Below are 20,648 nucleotides of genomic sequence, written 5' to 3'. Positions count from 1 at the left end.
CGTTTCGCCGATCAGTCTTCCATGGCGCCCATGGCCGTGGTGTTGAAGCCACCGTCGACGTACATGATCTCGCCGCTCACGCCCGAGGCCAGGTCGGAGCAGAGGAAGGCGCCGGCGTTGCCGACTTCCTCGATGGTCACGTTACGACGCAGCGGGGTCTGCTTCTCGTTGGCGGCGAGCATCTTGCGGAAGCTGGCGATACCGCTGGCAGCGAGGGTGCGGATGGGGCCGGCGGAGATGGCGTTGACGCGGGTGCCTTCCGGGCCGAGGCTGGCGGCCAGGTAGCGGACGCCGGCTTCCAGGCTGGCCTTGGCCATGCCCATCACGTTGTAGTTGGGCATGGTGCGCTCGGCACCCAGGTAGGACAGGGTCAGCAGGCTGCCGTTGCGGCCCTTCATCATCTCGCGACTGGCCTTGGCCAGGGCGACGAAGCTGTAGGCGCTGATGTCGTGAGCGATCTTGAAGCCTTCGCGGGTGGTGACATCGGTGAAGTCGCCGTTGAGCTGGTCGCCCGGGGCGAAGCCGACCGAGTGGACGATGCAGTCCAGGCCATCCCACTTCTTGCTCAGGGCCTCGAACACGCTGACGATCTCGTCATCGCTGGCCACGTCGCAAGGAAAGCACAGCTCGGGGCCCGAGCCCCAGCCGGCGGCGAATTCCTCGACACGGCCCTTGAGCTTCTCGTTCTGATAGGTGAAGGCCAGCTCGGCGCCTTCGCGGTGCATGGCCGCGGCGATACCCGAGGCGATGGACAATTTGCTGGCAACGCCAACGATCAGTACGCGCTTACCGGTTAGAAAACCCATGTGTGCTCTTCCTCTTCCTGCTTTCAAGGATTAGTCAGCAGTGCCCGGAGCCAGAAAGGCGGCTTCCAGTAGCTGCTGAGTATAAATATGTTGCGGAGCGGCGAAGATTTGCTCCGCCGATCCCTGTTCCACCACTTGTCCTTCCTTGACCACGATCAGCTGGTGGCTCAATGCCCGAACCACCGCCAGATCGTGGCTGATAAACAGATACGTCAGGTTGTATTTGACCTGCAGCGATCGCAACAGCTCCACTACCTGGCGCTGTACTGTGCGATCGAGCGCCGAAGTCGGCTCGTCCAGCAGTATCAGCGCCGGCTTCAACACCAGCGCGCGGGCGATGGCGATCCGCTGCCGTTGCCCGCCGGAGAACTCGTGGGGGTAGCGGTGCCGGGTCTCCGGATCCAGATCCACCTCCACGAGCGCGTCGATGATCGCCTGTTCCTGCTCCTCCCGCGTGCCCATGCGATGGATGTGCAGACCTTCGCCGACGATCTGGCCCACCGACATCCGCGGACTCAGGCTGCCAAACGGGTCCTGGAACACCACCTGCATCTGTCGACGCAGGGGGCGCACGCCGTCTTGCGACAGCCCTTGCAATTCCTGGCCCTGGAAACGGATGGCGCCCTGGCTGCCGAGCAGCCGCAGGATAGCCAAGCCCAGGGTCGACTTGCCGGAACCACTCTCGCCGACTATGCCCAGGGTCTGGCCCTGAGGCAGGCTGAAGGTGATTCCGTCCACGGCCTTCACATGGTCGACGGTACGCCGGAGCAGCCCCTTCTTGATCGGGAACCACACACGCAGGTCGTCGACCTCCAGCAATGGCGCGCCGGCACTGACGGCGACTGGGTCGCCGCTGGGCTCGGCGCCGAGCAGTTCCTGGGTATAGGCATGCTGCGGTGCACGGAACAGCTTTTCACACGACGCTTGTTCGACGATCTTTCCGCTCTGCATGACACATACCCGATGGGCAATTCTTCGCACCAGGTTGAGATCATGGCTGATCAGCAGCAGCGCCATGCCCAGGCGGGCCTGCAACTCCTTGAGCAGTTCGAGGATTTTCAGCTGCACCGTGACGTCCAGCGCGGTGGTCGGCTCGTCGGCGATCAGCAGTTCCGGCTCGTTGGCCAGGGCCATGGCGATCATCACGCGCTGGCGCTGGCCGCCAGAGAGTTCGTGGGGGTAGGCCTTGAGGCGCTTGTGCGGCTCCGGAATGCCGACCAGATCGAGCAGTTCCAGGGTGCGTTCGGTGGCGGCCTTGCCGGTGAGCCCCTTGTGCAGGGCGAGGACCTCGTTGATCTGCTTCTCGATGCTGTGCAGCGGATTCAGCGAGGTCATGGGCTCCTGGAAGACCATGGCGATGCGGTTGCCGCGGATGCCGCGCAGACGGTTCTCGTCGAGCTTGAGCAGGTCTTCCCCGGCGTAGTGGATGCTGCCGCTCGGGTGCTGCGCCAGGGGGTAGGGCAGCAGGCGCAGGATCGAGTGGGCGGTGACCGACTTGCCGGAGCCGCTCTCGCCGACCAGGGCGACGGTCTCGCCGCGCTTGATGGAAAAGCTGACGCCTTCGACCACGCGTTGTTTCTGCTCGCCAATGACGAACTCGACGGCGAGGTCGCGGACTTCGATCAGGGGGGCTGAGTCGTTCATCTCATTTCCTCGGGTCGAAGGCGTCGCGCGCCGCTTCGCCAATGAACACCAGCAGGCTGAGCATCAGGGCCAGCACGGAGAATGCGGTGATGCCGAGCCAGGGCGCCTGCAGGTTGGACTTGCCCTGGGCGACCAGCTCGCCCAGCGACGGCGCGCCCGGGGGCAGGCCGAAACCGAGGAAGTCCAGGGCGGTCAGGGTGCCGATGGCGCCGGTGAGGATGAAGGGCATGAAGGTCATGGTCGAGACCATGGCGTTGGGCAGGATGTGGTGCAGCATGATGGCGCCGTTCTCCATGCCGAGGGCGCGGGCCGCCCGCACATACTCGAGGTTGCGGCCGCGAAGGAATTCGGCGCGCACCACGTCGACCAGGCTCATCCAGGAAAACAGCAGCATGATGCCCAGCAGCCACCAGAAGTTCGGTTGCACGAAGCTGGCCAGGATGATCAGCAGATAGAGCACCGGCAGGCCCGACCAGACCTCGAGGAAGCGCTGGCCGAGCAGGTCGACCCAGCCGCCGTAGAAGCCCTGCAGGGCGCCGGCGAGCACACCGATGATCGAACTGAGCACGGTCAGGGTCAGGGCGAACAGCACCGAGATGCGAAAGCCATAGATCACCCGGGCGAGCACGTCGCGGCCCTGGTCGTCGGTGCCCAGCCAGTTCGCCGCGGAAGGCGGCGCGGGGGCAGGCACCTCCAGGTCGTAGTTGATGCTGGAGTAGCTGAAGGGGATGGGCGGCCAGAGCATCCAGCCGTCCTTCTCGGCGATCAAGCCCTTGATATAGGGGCTCTTGTAGTTCGCCTGCAAGGGGAACTCGCCGCCGAAGGTGGTCTCCGGGTAGCGCTTGAGCACCGGGAAGTACCATTGGCCGTCGTACTGCACCACCAGCGGTTTGTCGTTGGCGATCAGCTCGGCACCCAGGGTCAGGACGAATAGGGCGAGGAAGATCCACAACGACCACCAGCCGCGCTTGTGGGCCTTGAACAGTTCGAAACGCCGTTGATTGATAGGAGACAAGGCCATCTCAATGCTCCCGGCTTTCGAAGTCGATGCGTGGATCGACCAGTGTGTAGGTGAGGTCGCCGATCAGTTTCAAGACCAGCCCCAGCAGGGTGAAGATGAACAGGGTGCCGAAGACCACCGGGTAGTCGCGGTTGATGGCGGCTTCGAAGCTCATCAGGCCGAGGCCGTCGAGGGAGAAGATCACCTCGATCAGCAAGGAGCCGGTGAAGAAGATGCCGATCAGCGCCGAGGGGAAGCCGGCGATGATGATCAGCATGGCGTTGCGGAACACATGGCCATAGAGCACGCCGTTCTTCGACAGGCCCTTGGCCCGGGCGGTGGTCACGTACTGCTTGTTGATCTCGTCGAGGAAGCTGTTCTTGGTCAGCAGGGTCAGGGTGGCGAAGTTGCCGATCACCAGGGCGGTGACCGGCAGGGCCAGGTGCCAGAAGTAGTCGAGTATCTGGCCACCGAGGCTGAGCTGGTCGAAGTTGTTCGAGGTCAGGCCGCGCAGGGGGAACCAGTCGAAGTAGCTGCCGCCGGCGAACAGCACGATCAGCAGGATGGCGAACAGGAACGCGGGAATGGCATAGCCGACGATGATCGCCGAGCTGGTCCAGACGTCGAATGCGCTGCCATGGCGCACCGCCTTGGCGATGCCCAGGGGGATGGACACCAGGTACATGATCAGGGTGCTCCACAGCCCGAGGGATGCCGAAACCGGCATCTTCTCGATGATCAGGTCGATCACTTGGGCATCGCGAAAGAAACTCTCGCCGAAATCCAGTTGGGCATAGTTCTTCAGCATGATCCAGAAGCGTTCCGGCGCCGGTTTGTCGAAGCCGTACAGACGCTCGATTTCGGCGACCAGCTCGGGGTCGAGGCCCTGGGCGCCGCGGTAGTTGGAGCTGGCCACGGCGACCTCGGCGCCGCCGCCGGCGATGCGGCTGGTGGCGCCCTCGAAGCCTTCCAGCTGGGCGATCATCTGTTCCACCGGGCCGCCGGGGGCGGCCTGGATGATGATGAAATTGAGCAGCAGGATGCCGAACAGCGTTGGGATGATCAGCAGCAGGCGACGAATGATATACGCCAGCATGTTAAGGCTCCGTGCTCGGCGCTTCGGCCTCGGTTGGCGGCTCGTCTGGCGCTTGCTCGCGAACCCACCAGGTGTGCAGGCCGATGTCGTAGAGCGGCGTGGTCTGCGGGTGGGCCAGGCGATTCCAGTAGGCTACGCGCCAGGTCTTGATGTGCCAGTTGGGGATGACGTAATGGCCCCACAGCAGTACCCGGTCGAGGGCGCGGGTATGGGTGACCAGGCTCTGCCGCGAGTCGGCGTTGATCAGGCCGTCGACCAGTTGGTCGATGGCCGGATCCTGCAGGCCGATGAAGTTGCGGCTGCCGGGCTTGTCCGCGCTGCTCGAATGCCAGTACTCGCGCTGCTCGTTGCCTGGCGAATTGGACTGGCCGAAACTGCCGACTATCAGGTCGAAGTCCCGTGAGCGCAGGCGGTTGATGTACTGCGACACGTCGACCCGGCGCAGTACCAGTTCGATGCCCAGGTCGGCCATGTTGCGTTTGAATGGCAGCAGCACCCGCTCGAACTCGGCCTGCGCGAGGAGAAACTCGATGCTGACCGGCTTGCCCTCGGCGTCGAGCATGTGGTCGCCCTCGATCCGCCAGCCGGCTTCCTGCAACAACTGATAGGCACGGCGTTGCTGTTCGCGGATGATGCCGCTGGCATCGGTGACCGGCACGCTGAACGCCTTGCTGAAGACCTCGGGCGGAACCTTGTCGCGCAGCGGTTCGAGGATCTTCAGTTCGGCCTCGTCCGGCAGGCCGCTGGAGGCCAGCTCGGAGTTGTCGAAATAGCTGCGGGTGCGCGTGTAGGCGCCATTGAACAGCTGCTTGTTGGCCCACTCGAAGTCGAACAGCAGGCCGAGCGCCTCCCGCACCCGGCGGTCCTGGAACAGCGGCCGGCGGGTGTTGAAGATGAAGCCCTGCATGCCGGTAGGGTTGTGGTTGGCGAGCTCTTCCTTGATCAGCTGGCCATTGGTCACCGCGTCGATGTCATAGGCGGTGGCCCAGTTCTTCGCGCTGGACTCCAGCCAGAAATCGAACTGCCCGGCCTTCAGCGCCTCCAGGGCGACCGTATTGTCGCGGTAGTAGTCGATTCGGATGTTGTCGAAGTTGTAGAAGCCGCGGTTCACCGGCAGGTCCTTGCCCCACCAGTCCTCGACCCGCTCGTAGCGGATTGTGCGACCCGCCTGCATCTCGGCAATGCGGTAGGCGCCGCTGCCCAGGGGAATGTCCAGGCTGCCCTTGGCGAAGTCGCGTTCCGCCCACCAGTGCTGGGGCAGTACCGGGAGCTGGCCGAGAATCAGCGGCAGTTCGCGGTTGCCGCTGTGCTTGAAGACGAAGCGCACCTGGCGCGGGCCTTCCACCTCGACCCTGTCGACATCGGCGTAGTAGGCGCGGTAGGCGGGGGCGCCGTCCTTCATCAGGGTCTCGAAGGTGAACTTGACGTCTTGCGCGGTAACCGGCTGGCCGTCGTGGAAGCGGGCCTCGGGGCGCAGATAGAAGCGCACCCAGGCGTTGTCTGGGGCCTTCTCGATCTTCTCCGCGAGCAGGCCGTACTCGGTGAACGGCTCGTCCAGGCTGTGGCGGGTCAGGGTGTCATAGATCAGGCCGATGTTTTCTTCGGCAACCCCTTTGATAATGAACTGGTTGAAGCTATCGAAGCCGCCAGAACCGGATTGGCGCAGGGTTCCGCCCTTGGGCGCATCGGGGTTCACATAGTCGAAGTGCTGGAAGTCGGCCGGATACTTGGGCGGCTCGTCATACAGGGTCAGGGCATGCTGAGGTGCGGCCTGGCCGAGGCCGGCCAGGGCCAGCAGCAACAGGCCGCTGCCGTGGGCGAGGAATGAGCGCAGTGGATGCGTCATCGAGTGGTCTCCAGGGATTTCAGCCACCAGGTGCGCAGGCCCAGGGTGTAGGGCGGCGTGGCGACGAAGGCGAAGCGATTCCAGTACGCCAGGCGATGATGGCTGATGTACCAGTTGGGTATTGTGTAGTGCTGCCACAGCAGCACGCGATCGAGGGCGCGGGTCGCGGCCACCTGCTGGTCGCGGGTCTGGGCGGCCAGCAGCTTGTCGAGCAGGGCGTCGACCACCGGGTGGTCGATCCCGGCGTAGTTCTTGCCACCCTTGACCTTGCCCTGGCTGGAGTGGAAATACAGCCACTGCTCCAGCCCCGGGCTCAGGGTCTGCGGCAGGGTCAGCAGGATCATGTCGAAGTCGAACTGATCCAGGCGCTGCTTGTACTGGGCGCGGTCGACGGTGCGTAGCTGGGCTTCTATGCCTATTTGCGCAAGGTTTTCGGTAAAGGGCTGGAGGATCCGCTCCAGCCTGGGGTTGACCAGCAGGATCTCGAAACGCAGCGGATGGCCATCGCGGTCGAGCAAACGCTGACCGCTTGGCTTCCAGCCCGCCTCGCCGAGCAATGTCAGGGCGCGGCGCAGGGTGTCGCGCGGGATGCCGCGGCCGTTGGTCTGCGGCATTTTGAAAGGTTCGGTGAACAGCCGCGCCGGCAGTTGTTTGCGGTACGGGGACAGCAGCAGCCACTCGGCACCCTGGGGTTTTCCGCGGGCGGAGAACTCGCTGTTCGGGTAGTAGCTCTGGGCCCGGGTGTAGGCGCTGTTGAACAGCGCGCGGTTGGTCCACTCGAAATCGAACATCAGGCCGATGGCCTCGCGAACCTTGCGATCGTCGAAGGTCCCACGCCGCGTGTTCATGAACAGCGCCTGGGTCTGGGTGGGAATCTGGTGCGGAATATTGGCCTGGATCACCTCGCCCCGTTCCGCCGCCGGGAAGCGGTAGCCGCTGGCCCAGTTCTTCGCCTGCTGCTCGATATAGAAGTCGAACTCGCCGGCCTTGAAGGCTTCGAAGGCGACGTGGCTGTCGCGGTAGAACTCCACTTCGACCCGGTCGAAATTGTACTTGCCGCGGTTGACCGGCAGCTTCTCGCCCCACCAGTTCTCGACTCGCTCGAAGGTCAGGCTGCGTCCTGGGTTGACCTGGGTGATGCGATAGGGACCGCTGCCCAGCGGTGGCTCGAAGGTGGTGGTCTTGAACTCGCGATCCTTCCAGTAGTGCTGCGGCAGCACCGGCAGTTCACCGAGGCGCAGGATCAGCAGCGGGTTGCCGGAGCGCTTGAAGACGAAGCGAATACGATGGCGGTTGAGGATGTCGACCCGCTTCACCTCCTGCAGGTGGGTGCGGTACTGCGGGTGGCCATCCTTGAGCAGCAAGCGGTAGGAGAACGCCACGTCGTAGGCGGTGATCGGCTTGTCGTCGTGAAAGCGCGCCTCCGGACGCAGGTTGAACACCACCCAGCTGCGGTCGTCGCTGTATTCGATCGACTTGGCGATCAGGCCGTAGCTGGAGGCCGGTTCGTCGCCGGAGGGGTCGTAGGAGTCGGTGCCGACCATCAACGGCTCGTTCAGGCCAGTGATTCCGTACTGCAGGAAGTTGGCGGTGGAGATCGGGCTGGTGCCCTTGAGCGTGTAGGCGTTGAGGGTGTCGAACGAGCCCAGCGCCATCATCCGCATGGTGCCGCCCTTGGGGGCGTCGGGATTGACCCAGTCGAAATGGCTGAAGCTGGCGGGGTACTTGAGCAGGCCGAATTGCGCGTAGCCATGGCTTTCGCGGATGGCCGCCCAGGCCGGCAGGCTGATGACCAGGCCTAGTAGTAACGAGAGGAGGGGACGTATCAAGTGAATTATCCGATCCGTGGCGGCTTTTGGGCTTCTTGTCCGGTACAGTAACAGCTTGTATCCGCTGGAAAAAGGCCGGGCCCGGGAGCAGGGCCTGGACGCTTATCGACGACATCTGGACAACGCATAACGAGGCCTCGATCTTGGGTACAAGAAGTCATGGTTTGCAGTCATGGATTGAGCGCCTGAACGAGGCCGAGCTGCCTGCGGTGGCCTCGGTGGTGCAGGATTTGCACCGGCTGGCACATTCGGATGACTCGTCGGTCAAGCAACTGGCCGATGTCCTGTTGCGCGATGCCTCGCTGACCTCCAAGGTCCTGCGGGTCGGCAACAGCGCATACTACAACCCTTCGCGCGAGACCATCCGCACTATCTCACGGGCCATCGTGCTGATCGGCTTCGACAATGTGCGGCTGATCGGCCTGGCGGTGACGCTGATCGACGGTCTGCTGACCAAGGCGCCGCGGGAGCAGGTGCAGGCGTTGCTGGCGCGCTCCTTCCATGCCGCGGTGCAGGCGCGCAACATCGCCGGTTACGTGCTCTCGCGGCACCAGGAAGAGGTGTTCATCGCCGCCCTGCTGTTCCACCTGGGCGAGCTGGCATTCTGGGGCTGCGGCGGCGAGCAGGCCGATGAACTGGCCCATGCCCTGGCGCAACCAGGCGCCGATGCCGAAACGGCCGTGCGCACGGTGCTCGGCACCAGCTTTCGCCAGCTGACCCAGGGCCTGGTCAGGACCTGGAACCTCGGCGAGATCGCCAGCCTGGCGCAGGGCAATGCCACGCAGAATGATCCGGCGGTGTATGCCGTCACGCTCGGTACGCGGATCAGCGAGGCGGCGCTGGAGGGCTGGGAATCGCCGCCGATGGAGCAACTGGTCGGGCAGCTGGCCAGTTTCGTCGGCATCAGTCGCGAGGAGGCGATGCAGCAGGTGCTGGACAGCGCCGATGAGGCGGTCAGGGTGGCCGCCACCTTCGGTGCCAGCCAGCTGTCCCGGCTGATCCCCGACACCGACCCGGAGCAGATTCGCCTGCAGCAGGAACAACGCAAGGCGCGGCTGCTGCAGCCCGACCTGCAGACGCTGCAGCGCGCCCTGCAGGAGCTTGGCGAGATGGCGCAGCACAAGGGCGACCTTGGCCTGATTCTCGACGCTCTGTTCAGCGGAGTGCACCGCGGGGCCGGCCTGGAGCGGGTGATGTTGGTGGTGCTGGCCGATGGGCAGCGCTGTTTCCGCGCCAAGCGGGTCGTCGGCGAAGGCACCGGCGGTTGGATGCATGGCTTCGAGCTGCCGGCCGGAGCCGGCGCGCAGAGCCACATCTTCAGCTATGTGCTGCGCCACAAGGAGCCGGTCTGGATGGGCGTGCCCGCCAGTTATGGCCTGAGCGAACTGGTGACCGAGCCGATTCGCCAGCTGCTCGGCCAGGGCATGTTCTTCATCGCCCCGCTCGTGGCGGGCAAGCGCGAAATAGGCGTGTTGTATGCCGACAGCCGGCTATCCGGGCGTGCCTTGAGTCATGAGCAGTTCGTCGCCTTTCAGCGCTTTACCCAGCTCACCGGGCGCTGCCTGGAAGCGCTGAGCCGGCGCGGCTGATCAGCGCGGCAGGTACAGGGTCAGGGTCTGGCCCGGCTTGAGGGCGCTACCGGTGCGTGGGTTCCAGCGCTGCAGGTGTTCCATCTGCACCTTGAAGCGCTTGGCGATCAGGTACAGCGAATCGCCCCGACGCACCTTGTAGTAGGTGGCGGCATCACGCTGTTGCGCGGCGCTGCCGGTACTGGCGCTGGGCGATTGCAGCGCCAGCGTCTGGCCGACCCGCAGGCTGTTGCCTTGGAGCCTGTTCCAGCGCTGCACATCCTTGACCGAAACACCGTGGCTCCTGGCGATCTGCCACAGGGTGTCGCCGTTCTTCACCCGATAGCTGCGCGCGGCCGGTGCCGCGTTCGGCGTTCGGCTGGCGACCTTCTGGAACAGCGGTTGCGGCGCGTGCGCACCGGGCTGCGCGGGGATGCTCAGGACCTGGCCGACACTCAGCCGATTGCTGCTGAGTCGATTGATGTCCTTGAGCGTACGCACCGTGACCTGGTGGCGATTGGCGATGGCGTGCAGGCTGTCGCCGCTGCGCACGCGGTATTGCTGCCAGTCGACCAGCTCCTGGGGCTTGATCAGGGCCAGGTTGGCCGTGAGTATCTCGGCCTTGTCGGTCGGCACCAGCAGATGCTGCGGGCCGTCGAGGGTGATGCGCCGCTTGAAGGCCGGATTGAGCTGATACAGCTCCTCCTCGTCGAGCTCGGCCAGGGTGGCGACCCGGGACAGGTCCATGCGTTGCTTGAGCTTGACCTTTTCGAAATAGGGCTCGTTGGCGATGGGCGCGAGGCTGACGCCATAGGCCGTGGGGCTCATGATCACCTGGGACAAGGCCAGCAGCTTGGGCACGTAGTTGCGCGTCTCGTCCGGCAGCGGCAGGTTCCAGTAGTCGGTCGGCAGGCCGAGCTGCTGATTGCGCTCGATGGCGCGGCTGACCCGACCTTCGCCGGCGTTGTAGGCGGCCAGGGCCAGCAGCCAGTCGCCGTTGAACATCTGATGCAGGCGTGACAGGTAGTTCATCGCCGCGTTGGTCGAGGCCAAAACGTCGCGACGGCCGTCGTACCAGCTGGTCTGGCGCAGGTTGAAATGGCGACCGGTGGAGGGGATGAACTGCCACAGGCCAACGGCATCGGCCGGTGAATAGGCGAAGGGGTTGTAGGCGCTTTCGATCATCGGCAGCAGCGCCAGCTCCATCGGCATGCCGCGTTCTTCCAGGCGCTCGACGATGTAATGGATGTAGGGGCTGCTGCGCTCGCCGGCCTTCTCGACGAAGGCGGGGTTGCTGGCGAACCACAGGCGCTGCTGTTCGATGCGCGGGTTGATGCCGATCTCGTCCTGCAGCTGGTAACCGTCGCGGACCCGTTCCCAGATATCGACCGGCTCGTCCGGCTGGATGCTGGCGGTCAACCATTCCGGCTCCCGCTCGAGGCTGATCGTTCGGTCCGTGTCGCGGCCGTCGTCCTCGGCGCCGCCCCTGCTCTGGCAGCCGCTCAGGAGCAGGCTGAACACCACCACGAGCGCCGCGGCGCCTTGTGCTAATGCCTTACAAATCAATGGCTTGCGTGGTGGTATAGGCATTGGTCGGCGCGCACTTCCCAGGCAAAAGAGCGAGGGATTCTAGAAACCGTGACCGGGGGGGTCAAGTTTGCGGCGCCCCTTTTGCGCCGTCGTCGACTTTTTAGAAGCGATCCTTCCAGGCGCGCAGGCTGGTGAACACTTCGCTGGGCGAACGCGTTTTTTCGCCCTCGAGCTCGGCGATGCGGGCCTGCACCGAGGGCTGGTCGCTGCGCAAAAAGGGGTTGGTGGCGCGTTCCAGTTGCAGCGTGGAGGGCAGGCTGATCCGCCCCGTCTGTCGCCATTCGCTGACCTGCTCCAGGCGCTGGGCGATCTGCCGGTTGTCGGGCTCGACCGCCTGGGCGAAGCGCAGGTTGCTCAGGGTGTATTCATGGGTGCAGTACACCTGGGTCTCGCCGGGTAGCGCCGCCAGGCGGCTGAGCGAGTCATGCATCTGTTCGGGGGTGCCTTCGAACAGGCGGCCGCAGCCGGCGGCGAACAGGGTGTCGCCGCAGAACAGCCAGTGCTGCTCGGCCTGGTAGTAGGCGATATGGCCAAGGGTGTGGCCGGGGACCTCGAGGACGCGCAGGCGCTGGCCGAGCACCTCGACCTGCTCGCCTTCGCCAAGGGCCAGGTCGCGTCCGGGGATCCGCTCCGCGGCCGGGCCGAGCACGCGGGCACCGCTCGTCGATTTCAGCCGCTCCACCCCGCCGACATGGTCGGGGTGGTGATGGGTGATCAGGATGTCGCTCAGCTGCCAGTCGGGATGTTCGTCCAGCCAGGCCAGCACCGGCGCGGCGTCACCGGGGTCGACTACCGCGCAGCGGCGCGTCTCGGGATCCTGCAACAACCAGATATAGTTGTCGGTAAAGGCGGGAAGGGCATCGATCTTTATCATGGAGTGGGTCGCTAAGCGGGTCACAAAGGTGCATCTTAGGCCTCATTGGCAATGACGGCTACGCAGGCAAACCTTATGGCGGATCATCCTTTCGCTCAGGCCGATGCCGATTGGCTTGCGCTGATCGGCGAGGCGCGCAACTGGTTCAACGGCCCTCACGGACAGCTGTTGCTGGCCGAGGAGCAGCGCCTGCTGGAGCACGAGCTGGCGCGCTTCTTCGGCGGCTATCTGGTGCACTACGGGCCCTCGGCGCAGGCGGTGCCAGGGGCTGTGCAGATCCAGCGCAGCGTGCGCCTCGGCGCGCCGTTCCAGGGTGTGGAGATTGTCTGCGAGGAGCAGGCCTGGCCGCTGAGCGAGCATGCCGCGGACCTGGTGCTGCTGCAGCACGGCCTGGACTTCAGCCTGTCGCCCCATGGTCTGCTGCGCGAAGCGGCGCGCAGCGTCAGGCCCGGTGGTCACCTGCTGATCGTCGGCATCAACCCCGTGAGCGCCTGGGGCGTGCGTCGCCTGTACAGCCGCGACGCCCTGCGCCGGGCCCGCTGCATCGCGCCCGGGCGGGTCAGCGACTGGCTGCACTTGCTGGGCTTCGCGCTGGAGAAACGCCGCTTCGGATGCTATCGTCCGCCGCTTGCTTCCAATGCCTGGCAGGCTCGCCTGGCGCCGCTGGAGGCCTGGGGCGATGCCTGGCAATCGCCGGGTGGCGGCTTCTACCTGCTGGTCGCGCGCAAGCTGGTGGTCGGCCTGCGGCCACTGCGCCAGAGCCAGCGCGCGCTGATGGGCAAGCTGGTGCCGATGCCGGTGGCCAAGGTCAGCCGGCGCGATTCCGAGCAGCCCTAGGGGCCCCAGCGGCGGCATCGTTCAGCCCATGCCGGCGCCTGCAGTCGCGCTGGTGCGCTGCTCGTCATGGCCCGACGCAGAAGCACCTGACCGGTCGAACTGGCGACAACCCATCATCCGTACCGGGCACTAGAGCCTGCCGGCGATATTTACTGAGAGAAAGGCTGTGCATGTCTGAACAAGTCGAGATCTACACCGATGGTGCCTGCAAGGGCAATCCGGGAGTCGGTGGCTGGGGCGCGCTGCTGATCTTCAAGGGGGTGGAGAAGGAGCTCTGGGGCGGCGAGGCCGAGACCACCAACAACCGCATGGAGCTGACCGCGGCGATACGCGCCCTGGCCGAGCTGAAGCGGGCCTGCGAAGTGCGCCTGGTCACCGATTCCCAGTACGTCATGCAGGGCATCCAGGACTGGATGCCGAACTGGAAGAAGCGCGGCTGGAAGACCGCCGCCAAGCAGCCGGTGAAGAATGCCGACCTGTGGCAGCAGCTGGATGAGCAGGTCAATCGCCACAACGTGACCTGGCAATGGGTACGCGGCCATACCGGCCATCCGGGCAACGAACGGGCCGACCAGCTGGCCAACCGTGGCGTCGATGAAGTGAGGGGGTTGAAGCGTGCGTAGCATCGTTCTGGATACCGAAACCACCGGCATGCCGGTCACCGATGGTCACCGGATCATCGAGATCGGTTGCGTCGAGCTGATGGGCCGGCGCCTGACCGGCCGGCATTTCCACGTTTACCTGCAGCCGGACCGCGAGATCGACGAAGGCGCCATCGCGGTGCACGGCATCACCAATGAGTTCCTGCAGGACAAGCCGCGCTTCAAGGACGTGGCCGAGGAGTTCTTTGAATTCATCAAGGGCGCCCAGCTGATCATCCACAACGCGGCGTTCGACGTGGGCTTCATCAACAACGAGTTCGCCCTGCTGGGGCAGCAGGAGCGCGCCGACATTGGCGAGCACTGCTCGATTCTCGACACCCTGTTGATGGCCCGCGAGCGCCATCCGGGCCAGCGCAACAACCTCGATGCGCTGTGCAAGCGTTACGACGTCGACAACTCCGGGCGTGACCTGCACGGCGCCTTGCTCGATGCCGAGATTCTCGCCGATGTCTACCTGGCGATGACCGGCGGGCAGACCAACCTGTCCCTGGCCGGCGACGGCTCAGAAGGCGACAGCAGCGGTCGCCGGCAGCCCACGCCGATCCGCCGCCTGCCCGCCGAGCGTGCGCGCACCCTGGTGATCCGCGCCAGCGAAGACGAGCTGGCCGCCCATGCCGCCCGCCTGGCGGTGATCGAGAAGTCGGCCGGCGCGCCGCCCCTGTGGGTGCAGCTGGAACAGCCAAAAGCAGAGCAGTAGGGTGCGCCATGCGCGGGTAGGGTGCGCCGCGCGCACCAGCGCTATGGCGCAGTAGCCATTGTGGTTCGGTGCGCAGGGCGCACCCTATGGCGGCGTCCTAATGAAAAAGCCCCGAGAGCGCAGGCCTCGGGGCTTTGTCGTTCAGGCCTGCTTCGCGTCGGTCGAACACTGAGAGCGGTAGGGTGCGCCGCGCGCACCAGCGTTTTGACGCAGTAGCCGCTGCAGGGTGTTCGGTGCGCAGGGCGCACCCTACGGGCGGCGTCCTAATGAAAAAGCTCCGAGAGCGCAGGTCTCGGGGCTTTGTCGTTCAGGCCTGCTTCGCGTCGTTCGAACACTGAGAGCGGTAGGGTGCGCCGCGCGCACCAGCGTTTTGACGCAGTAGCCGTTGCAGGGTGTTCGGTGCGCAGGGCGCACCCTACGGGCAGCGCCCAAATGAAAAAGCCCCGAGAGCGCAGGTCTCGAGGCTTTGTCGTTCAGGCCTGCTTCGCGTCGGTCGAACACTGAGAGCGGTAGGGTGCGCCGCGCGCACCAGCGTTTTGACGCAGTAGCCGTTGCAGGGTGTTCGGTGCGCATGGCGCACCCTACGGGCGGCGTCCTAATGAAAAAGCCCCGAGACCTTAGGCCTCGGGGCTTTTTCGTTCTGGCCTGGCTTTGTGTCAGTCGAACACGATGCCCTGGGCCAGGGGCAGCTCGCGGGAGTAGTTGACCGTGTTGGTCTGCCGGCGCATGTAGGCCTTCCACGCATCGGAGCCGGACTCGCGGCCGCCGCCGGTTTCCTTCTCGCCGCCGAAGGCGCCGCCGATTTCCGCGCCGCTGGTGCCGATGTTGACGTTGGCGATGCCGCAGTCGCTGCCGGCGGCGCTCTGGAACTGCTCGGCTTCACGCATGTCGGTGGTGAAGATGCAGGACGACAGGCCTTGCGGCACTTCGTTGTTCAGGCGCAGGGCCTGGTCGAAGTCGCTGTAGCTCATCACGTAGAGGATCGGCGCGAAGGTCTCGTGGCGCACCACCTCGCTCTGCGCCGGCATCTCGACGATGGCCGGGCTGACGTAGTAGGCGTTCGGGAACTGCTCGGCCAGCTGGCGCTCGCCGCCGAAGACCTTGCCGCCCTCGGCGCGGGCCTTGTCCAGCGCCGCCTGCATGGCCTCGAAGCTGTGCTTGTCGATCAGCGGGCCGACCAGGTTGCCCTGCAGCGGGTGCCCGATGCGCACCTTGCTGTAGGCGACCTTGAGGCGGGCGACGATCTCGTCCTTGACCGACTCGTGGGCGATCAGCCGGCGCAGGGTGGTGCAGCGCTGGCCGGCGGTGCCCACGGCGCCGAACAGGATGGCCCGTACGGCCATGTCGAGGTCGGCGCTGGGGGCCAGGATCATGGCGTTGTTGCCGCCCAGTTCGAGGATGCTGCGACCGAAGCGGGCGGCCACCTTGGGCGCCACTTCGCGGCCCATGCGGGTGCTGCCGGTGGCGCTGATCAGGGCCACGCGCGGGTCCTCGACCAGGGCGTCGCCGGCCTCGCGGTCGCCGATGATCAGCTGGCTGAGGCCCTCGGGGGCGTCGCCGAAGGCGGCCAGCGCCTGCTCGAACAGTGCCTGGCAGGCGAGGGCGGTGAGCGGGGTCTTCTCCGATGGCTTCCACAGCACGGCGTCGCCGCAGACCAGGGCCAGGGTGGTGTTCCAGGCCCAGACCGCCACGGGGAAGTTGAAGGCGCTGATCACGCCGACCACGCCGAGCGGCTGCCAGGTCTCGCGCATGTGGTGGCCCGGGCGCTCGGAGGCGATGGTCAGGCCGTAGAGCTGGCGCGACAGGCCGACGGCGAAGTCGCAGATGTCGATCATCTCCTGCACTTCGCCCAGGCCTTCCTGGGTGATCTTGCCGGCTTCCCAGGACACCAGCTCGCCGAGGTCGGCCTTGTGCTTGCGCAGCACCTCGCCGAACAGACGGATCAGTTCGCCACGACGCGGCGCCGGCACGCTGCGCCAGGCCAGGAAGGCCTGCTCGGCGCGGGCGATCTTGGCCTGCACCGCGGCGCGGTCTTCCAGGCTGACCGAAGCGATCTGGCTGCCGTCGATCGGGGTGTGTACCGGGTAGTTGCCATTCTCTACTGCGTGGGCGCTAACCCCGAGGCGGCTCAGAAGTCCGTCAACCATGGCTCTCTCCTGTATCTGGTCGTGGTTGAAAATTATGCTCGGGGTCAGTATTAATCTTCCGCCTGGAGGGCAGCAAGCGAGCATTATTCGCCATGTCATTCCTAGGATTCATCGTTCGCCCCTGTTCGCCGCCCCACGCCTTCGCGAGATTTCCCCATGTCCAAACGCCTGATGCCGTCCATGGCCGCCCTGCAGTGCTTCGAGGCGGTGGCGCGCCACCTGAGCTTCACCCGCGCCGCGGAGGAGCTGTTCCTCACCCAGAGCGCGGTGAGCAAGCAGGTGGCGCAGCTCGAGGAGATGCTCCAGCACCTGCTGTTCCGCCGCATCCGCCGGCGCCTGCAGCTGACCCCGGCCGGCTCGTTGTACCTGACCGAGGTGAACAAGATCCTCAAGCAGGTGGAGATGTCCACCCACTACATCCTGTCCTACGGTGGCGAGACCGAGGTGCTCAAGGTGGCGACCCAACCGACCTTCGGCGCGCGCTGGCTGATCCCTCATCTCAAGGGCTTCGGCGCGGCCAACCCGAACATCCACCTGGACATCCGCAATGAACTGGAACCCTTCGACCTGGTCCAGGCGCGGGCCGACGTGGTGTTCTTCTTCGGCCAGGGCACCTGGCCGGGGGCCGAGTGTCTCGAGCTGTTCGGCGAGGAAATGGTGCCGGTGTGCGCCCCGGACATCCTCCCGGCCACGCCGCTGGACAGCGCCCTGCAGCTCAGTGAGCGGGTGCTGCTGCAGTGCGCCTCGCGGCCCGAGGCCTGGCACGAGTGGTTCGAGGCCCAGGGCCTGCAGACCGAGCACAGCTACCACGGGCCGCGCTTCGAGACCTTCTATATGTGCATCCGCGCGGCCCAGTCCGGCTGCGGCGTGGCGCTGGTGCCACGTTTTCTGGTGGAGGACGAGCTGGCCGAGGGCAAGCTGGTGATGCCCTGGGATCACGCCCAGCCCAGCAGTGGCCGGCACTTTCTCGCCTACGCCGAACACGCCGCCGAAGTGCCGAAGATTCGCGCCTTCGTGAAGTGGATCGAGGCGCAGGTACGCCTCGAACACGGCGACGCCGCACGCTGAGTCGTCCCCAGCGGGCGACACGCCGAGGTGGGCACAAGGCGGAAAAAAAGGAATGACAGGCGCGTTTTTTTTCGTTTGTCGGCTAGCTTCATCTCTCGCTTTCATAGTGGCTCAGTCAACCTGGCCACGAGGACGCCCCATGCCCGCCCGCGAGAATGCTTGCCCACGCCCTTCGAACCTTCGCCGCGCTGAGGATATTCGCCCATGAGCCAGGCACCGATCAGCAACGCCCTGGGCATCGTCCACCCCATCAACCTCAGCCACGGCCGCAACGCCGAGGTCTGGGACTGCGCCGGCAAGCGTTACATCGACTTCGTCGGCGGCATCGGCGTGCTCAACCTCGGCCACTGCCACCCGCGCATCGTCGAGGCGGTGCGCGAGCAGGCCGGCCGGCTGACTCACTCGGCCTTCAATGCCGTGCCCCATGAGGGCTACGGCCGGCTGATGGAGGCCCTGACGCGCTTCATTCCGGTCAGCTACCCGCTCTCCGGCATGCTCACCAACAGCGGCGCCGAGGCGGCGGAGAACGCCCTGAAGATCGTCCGCGCGGCCACCGGTCGCACCGCGGTGATCGCCTTCGACGGCGGCTTCCACGGCCGTACCCTGGCCACCCTCAACCTCAACGGCAAGGTGGCGCCCTACAAGCAGAAGGTCGGCGTGCTGCCGGGGCCGGTCTATCACCTGCCGTACCCCAGTGCCGATAACGGGGTCAGCCGCGAGCAGGCCCTGGCGGCCATGGAGCGGCTGTTCAGCGTGGAGATCGACCGCGCCGAGGTGGCCTGCTTCATCGTCGAACCGGTGCAGGGCGAGGGCGGCTTCCAGGCCCTGGATGCGGCCTTCGCCCAGGACCTGCGGCGCTTCTGCGATACCCACGGCATCCTCCTGATCATCGACGAGATCCAGTCCGGCTTCGGCCGCAGCGGCCAGCGCTTCGCCTTCAGCCGCCTGGGCATCGAGCCGGACCTGCTGCTGCTGGGCAAGAGCATGGCCGGCGGCCTGCCGCTGGCGGCGGTGGTCGGCCGCCGCGAGCTGATGGACGCGCTGCCCAAGGGCGGCCTGGGCGGCACCTATTCGGGCAACCCGATCGCCTGCGCCGCGGCCCTGGCCACCCTGGAAGAGATGAGCGACGCCAACCTGGCGACCTGGGGCGAGCTGCAGGAACGCACCATCCTCGCCCGCTACAGCAGCTGGCAGCAGGCGCCCTGGGCGGCTGCCATCGGCCGCCTGACCGGCGTGGGCGCCATGCGCGGCATCGAGCTGCGCAGCGCCGACGGTGGCCCCGGCAGCGAGCGCCTGGCCAGCCTGCTGGGCAACGCCCGCGAGCAGGGCCTGTTGCTGATGCCCAGCGGCAAGCAGCGCCACATCATCCGCCTGCTGGCGCCGCTGACCACCGAGCCTGAGCGGCTGGGCGAGGGTTTCGACATCTTCGAGCGTTGCCTGGCGCAACTGGACTGAGTCGATCGGCGCCCGCTTGCGCAGCACCACGGCGAAAGTGGCAAAGCGGCGGCGGCACCCTGTGCCTCGGCGAGGCTGGCGGCAGTCCAGTAGATTCAGGCGCTGCCGGCCGAGCGGCGGCGCCCTCTGTCTTGGAGCCTGTGATGCACCCGCTGAGAGCAAGCCTGCACGATGAATTGCACGCGCGCCCGTCGCTCTATTTCGACGGCCCGGCCCATGTCTATCATTTCGCCCTGCTGGACGATGGCCAGTCACTGGACGCCATCGTCCGCCGCCTCGACGAGCTGGCCGACAACCCGGGCCGCGGCGTGCAGCGCCATGGCCTGCTGCGCATCGCCGGCTGCGCCTTCAAGTGGGAGCGCCACAGCGAATTCCTCTCGTTGACCTGGGTGGTGCCGCTGGCGGCCGATGGCACGCGCTGGGCCGAGGTGCCGCAACCGCTGCGCGGCCTGCTCGACGCCCACCGCGAGCTGATCATCGATGCCCTGGTGATCCTCGTCGAGAATCAGCAGGACGCGACGCAGGCGCCGGCCGGCTATGGCTTCAAGGACCCGGCCGGCTCCCATATCGGCGGTGGCGACGCCACGGTGTGGGGCGACTTCCGCCTCTCGGCCCAGGGCTACAATCGCCTGCTGCTGGTCAACCGCGGCCTGAATGCCTACCGCCTCGGGCGCATGGTGCGCCGCCTGGTGGAGATCGAAACCTACCGCATGCTGGCGTGCCTCGGCCTGCCCACGGCACAGGAGCTGGGCAATACGCTGCAGGAACTGGACCGCGAACTGATCCGCCTCGCCGAGCGCAACGCCGAGGCCGACAACGACCAGGCCAAGGCCCTGCTCGATGGCCTGACCGCGCTGTCGGCCCGGTTGATGCGCTGCTCGGCCACCAGCCGGCCGCGCTTCAGCGCCACCGCGGCCTACGCGCAGATCGTCTTCGAGCGCATCGCCGAGCTGCGCGAAAGCCACGTCGGCGAGCACCAGCGCCTCGGCATCTTCCTCGAGCGGCGCTTCAAGCCCAGCGTGCGCTACTGCGCCGCCACCGAACAGCGCCTGGACCGCCTGGCCGATGGCATCGCCAACCTCGGCGACCTGCTGCAGGCCAAGGCCCAGGTGGAAGTGGAGGAGCAGAACTCGAAGATTCTCGAAAGCCTCAACGCCCGCACCCACACCCAGCTGAAGATCCAGAAGGCGGTAGAGGGCTTCTCGCTGATCGCCATCAGCTACTACCTGATCGGCCTGCTGAAGATGACCCTGGAGGGGCTGGGCGCCCTGGGCTCGCCGCTGTCCGGAAAGGTGCTGTTCGCCCTGCTGGCGCCGCTTTTCCTGCTGACCCTGCTGCTGTTGGCGCGGCGCCTGAAGCAAGCGGCCCGGCACTAGGCGGGCAGGGCGCAGTGGTGTGCACGTCCCTTGGGCGGAACTAGCTGCCAACGGGCGGGGGGGCGATGGATTGCGACGCAGGCTGCGCCGCCGCGCGAGGGATGGCTGTTTCAGTACAACGAAACCCTCGACCACCGCGGTCCGTGCCTGTAT

16 protein-coding genes are annotated in these 20,648 nt (G+C 66.0%); 7 read left to right on the top strand and 9 right to left on the bottom strand.

Annotation, left to right across the window (positions count from 1 at the left end; genetic code table 11):
• Positions 1 to 11 precede the first annotated feature (11 nt).
• The 6 genes from fabI to LPB260_RS02175 are packed head-to-tail and all read right to left on the bottom strand — an operon-like array spanning position 12 to position 8,218.
• Positions 12 to 806 carry an enoyl-ACP reductase FabI gene (gene fabI / locus LPB260_RS02200; RefSeq protein WP_208707014.1) on the bottom strand — a complete coding sequence of 265 codons (795 nt, stop codon included), beginning with the start codon at positions 804 to 806 and terminating at the stop codon, positions 12 to 14.
• Between the two features lie 30 nt (positions 807 to 836).
• Positions 837 to 2,450, bottom strand: a complete 1,614-nt coding sequence (locus tag LPB260_RS02195) for an ABC transporter ATP-binding protein (RefSeq protein ID WP_208707013.1) — start codon at positions 2,448 to 2,450, stop codon at positions 837 to 839.
• A gap of 1 nt (position 2,451) precedes the next feature.
• On the bottom strand, positions 2,452 to 3,471 hold the full coding sequence (locus LPB260_RS02190) for an ABC transporter permease (protein ID WP_208707012.1): 1,020 nt from the start codon (positions 3,469 to 3,471) through the stop codon (positions 2,452 to 2,454).
• A gap of 1 nt (position 3,472) precedes the next feature.
• Positions 3,473 to 4,546, bottom strand: coding sequence for a microcin C ABC transporter permease YejB (locus LPB260_RS02185; RefSeq protein ID WP_208707011.1), 1,074 nt, complete (start codon positions 4,544 to 4,546; stop codon positions 3,473 to 3,475).
• Position 4,547: 1 nt separating this feature from the next.
• Entirely contained in the window at positions 4,548 to 6,392 is a 1,845-nt protein-coding gene (locus tag LPB260_RS02180) for an extracellular solute-binding protein (RefSeq protein ID WP_208707010.1), read from the bottom strand.
• Positions 6,389 to 8,218 (bottom strand): extracellular solute-binding protein, encoded by a 1,830-nt coding sequence (locus LPB260_RS02175; RefSeq protein ID WP_208710019.1) that lies wholly within the window; start codon positions 8,216 to 8,218, stop codon positions 6,389 to 6,391. Before LPB260_RS02175 ends, LPB260_RS02180 begins: the two co-directional genes overlap by 4 nt.
• Positions 8,219 to 8,364: 146 nt before the next feature.
• On the opposite strand from LPB260_RS02175, the gene LPB260_RS02170 reads away from it, so the two are divergent.
• Positions 8,365 to 9,810 carry an HDOD domain-containing protein gene (locus tag LPB260_RS02170; protein ID WP_208707009.1) on the top strand — a complete coding sequence of 482 codons (1,446 nt, stop codon included), beginning with the start codon at positions 8,365 to 8,367 and terminating at the stop codon, positions 9,808 to 9,810.
• Here LPB260_RS02170 and LPB260_RS02165 read toward each other — a convergent pair whose 3' ends face one another.
• Both LPB260_RS02165 and gloB read right to left on the bottom strand, forming a co-directional pair.
• Positions 9,811 to 11,379: a LysM peptidoglycan-binding domain-containing protein gene (locus LPB260_RS02165; protein WP_208707008.1), complete on the bottom strand. Its 1,569-nt coding sequence runs from the start codon at positions 11,377 to 11,379 to the stop codon at positions 9,811 to 9,813.
• A 100-nt stretch (positions 11,380 to 11,479) separates the two neighbouring features.
• On the bottom strand, positions 11,480 to 12,253 hold the full coding sequence (gene gloB / locus LPB260_RS02160; protein ID WP_208707007.1) for a hydroxyacylglutathione hydrolase: 774 nt from the start codon (positions 12,251 to 12,253) through the stop codon (positions 11,480 to 11,482).
• Between the two features lie 75 nt (positions 12,254 to 12,328).
• Here gloB and LPB260_RS02155 point away from each other — a divergent pair, with 75 nt between their 5' ends.
• From LPB260_RS02155 to dnaQ, 3 genes are all read left to right on the top strand, one after another.
• Positions 12,329 to 13,090, top strand: coding sequence for a class I SAM-dependent methyltransferase (locus tag LPB260_RS02155; protein WP_208707006.1), 762 nt, complete (start codon positions 12,329 to 12,331; stop codon positions 13,088 to 13,090).
• Between the two features lie 170 nt (positions 13,091 to 13,260).
• Positions 13,261 to 13,713 (top strand): ribonuclease HI, encoded by a 453-nt coding sequence (gene rnhA / locus LPB260_RS02150; protein ID WP_371926105.1) that lies wholly within the window; start codon positions 13,261 to 13,263, stop codon positions 13,711 to 13,713.
• Positions 13,706 to 14,449 carry a DNA polymerase III subunit epsilon gene (gene dnaQ / locus LPB260_RS02145; RefSeq protein WP_208707005.1) on the top strand — a complete coding sequence of 248 codons (744 nt, stop codon included), beginning with the start codon at positions 13,706 to 13,708 and terminating at the stop codon, positions 14,447 to 14,449. Before rnhA ends, dnaQ begins: the two co-directional genes overlap by 8 nt.
• 656 nt (positions 14,450 to 15,105) lie before the next feature.
• Here the strand turns inward: dnaQ and LPB260_RS02140 are convergent.
• Positions 15,106 to 16,596 carry an aldehyde dehydrogenase family protein gene (locus tag LPB260_RS02140; protein WP_208707004.1) on the bottom strand — a complete coding sequence of 497 codons (1,491 nt, stop codon included), beginning with the start codon at positions 16,594 to 16,596 and terminating at the stop codon, positions 15,106 to 15,108.
• Positions 16,597 to 16,752: 156 nt separating this feature from the next.
• Between LPB260_RS02140 and LPB260_RS02135 the strand changes: the two genes are divergently transcribed.
• The 3 genes from LPB260_RS02135 to LPB260_RS02125 all read left to right on the top strand — a co-directional run bounded on the left by LPB260_RS02135 (position 16,753) and on the right by LPB260_RS02125 (position 20,495).
• The gene (locus LPB260_RS02135; RefSeq protein ID WP_208707003.1) at positions 16,753 to 17,664 is read left to right on the top strand and encodes a LysR family transcriptional regulator; all 912 of its coding nucleotides are present in this window, start codon (positions 16,753 to 16,755) and stop codon (positions 17,662 to 17,664) included.
• Positions 17,665 to 17,868: 204 nt separating this feature from the next.
• Complete coding sequence (locus tag LPB260_RS02130; protein ID WP_208707002.1) at positions 17,869 to 19,119, top strand: aspartate aminotransferase family protein; 1,251 nt, start codon at positions 17,869 to 17,871, stop codon at positions 19,117 to 19,119.
• A gap of 143 nt (positions 19,120 to 19,262) precedes the next feature.
• Positions 19,263 to 20,495: a DUF3422 domain-containing protein gene (locus LPB260_RS02125; protein WP_208707001.1), complete on the top strand. Its 1,233-nt coding sequence runs from the start codon at positions 19,263 to 19,265 to the stop codon at positions 20,493 to 20,495.
• Positions 20,496 to 20,648: the final 153 nt, after the last annotated feature.

The organism is Pseudomonas sp. LPB0260, from assembly GCF_013388395.1.
This window is presented reverse-complemented; position numbering and strand designations above follow the sequence as displayed.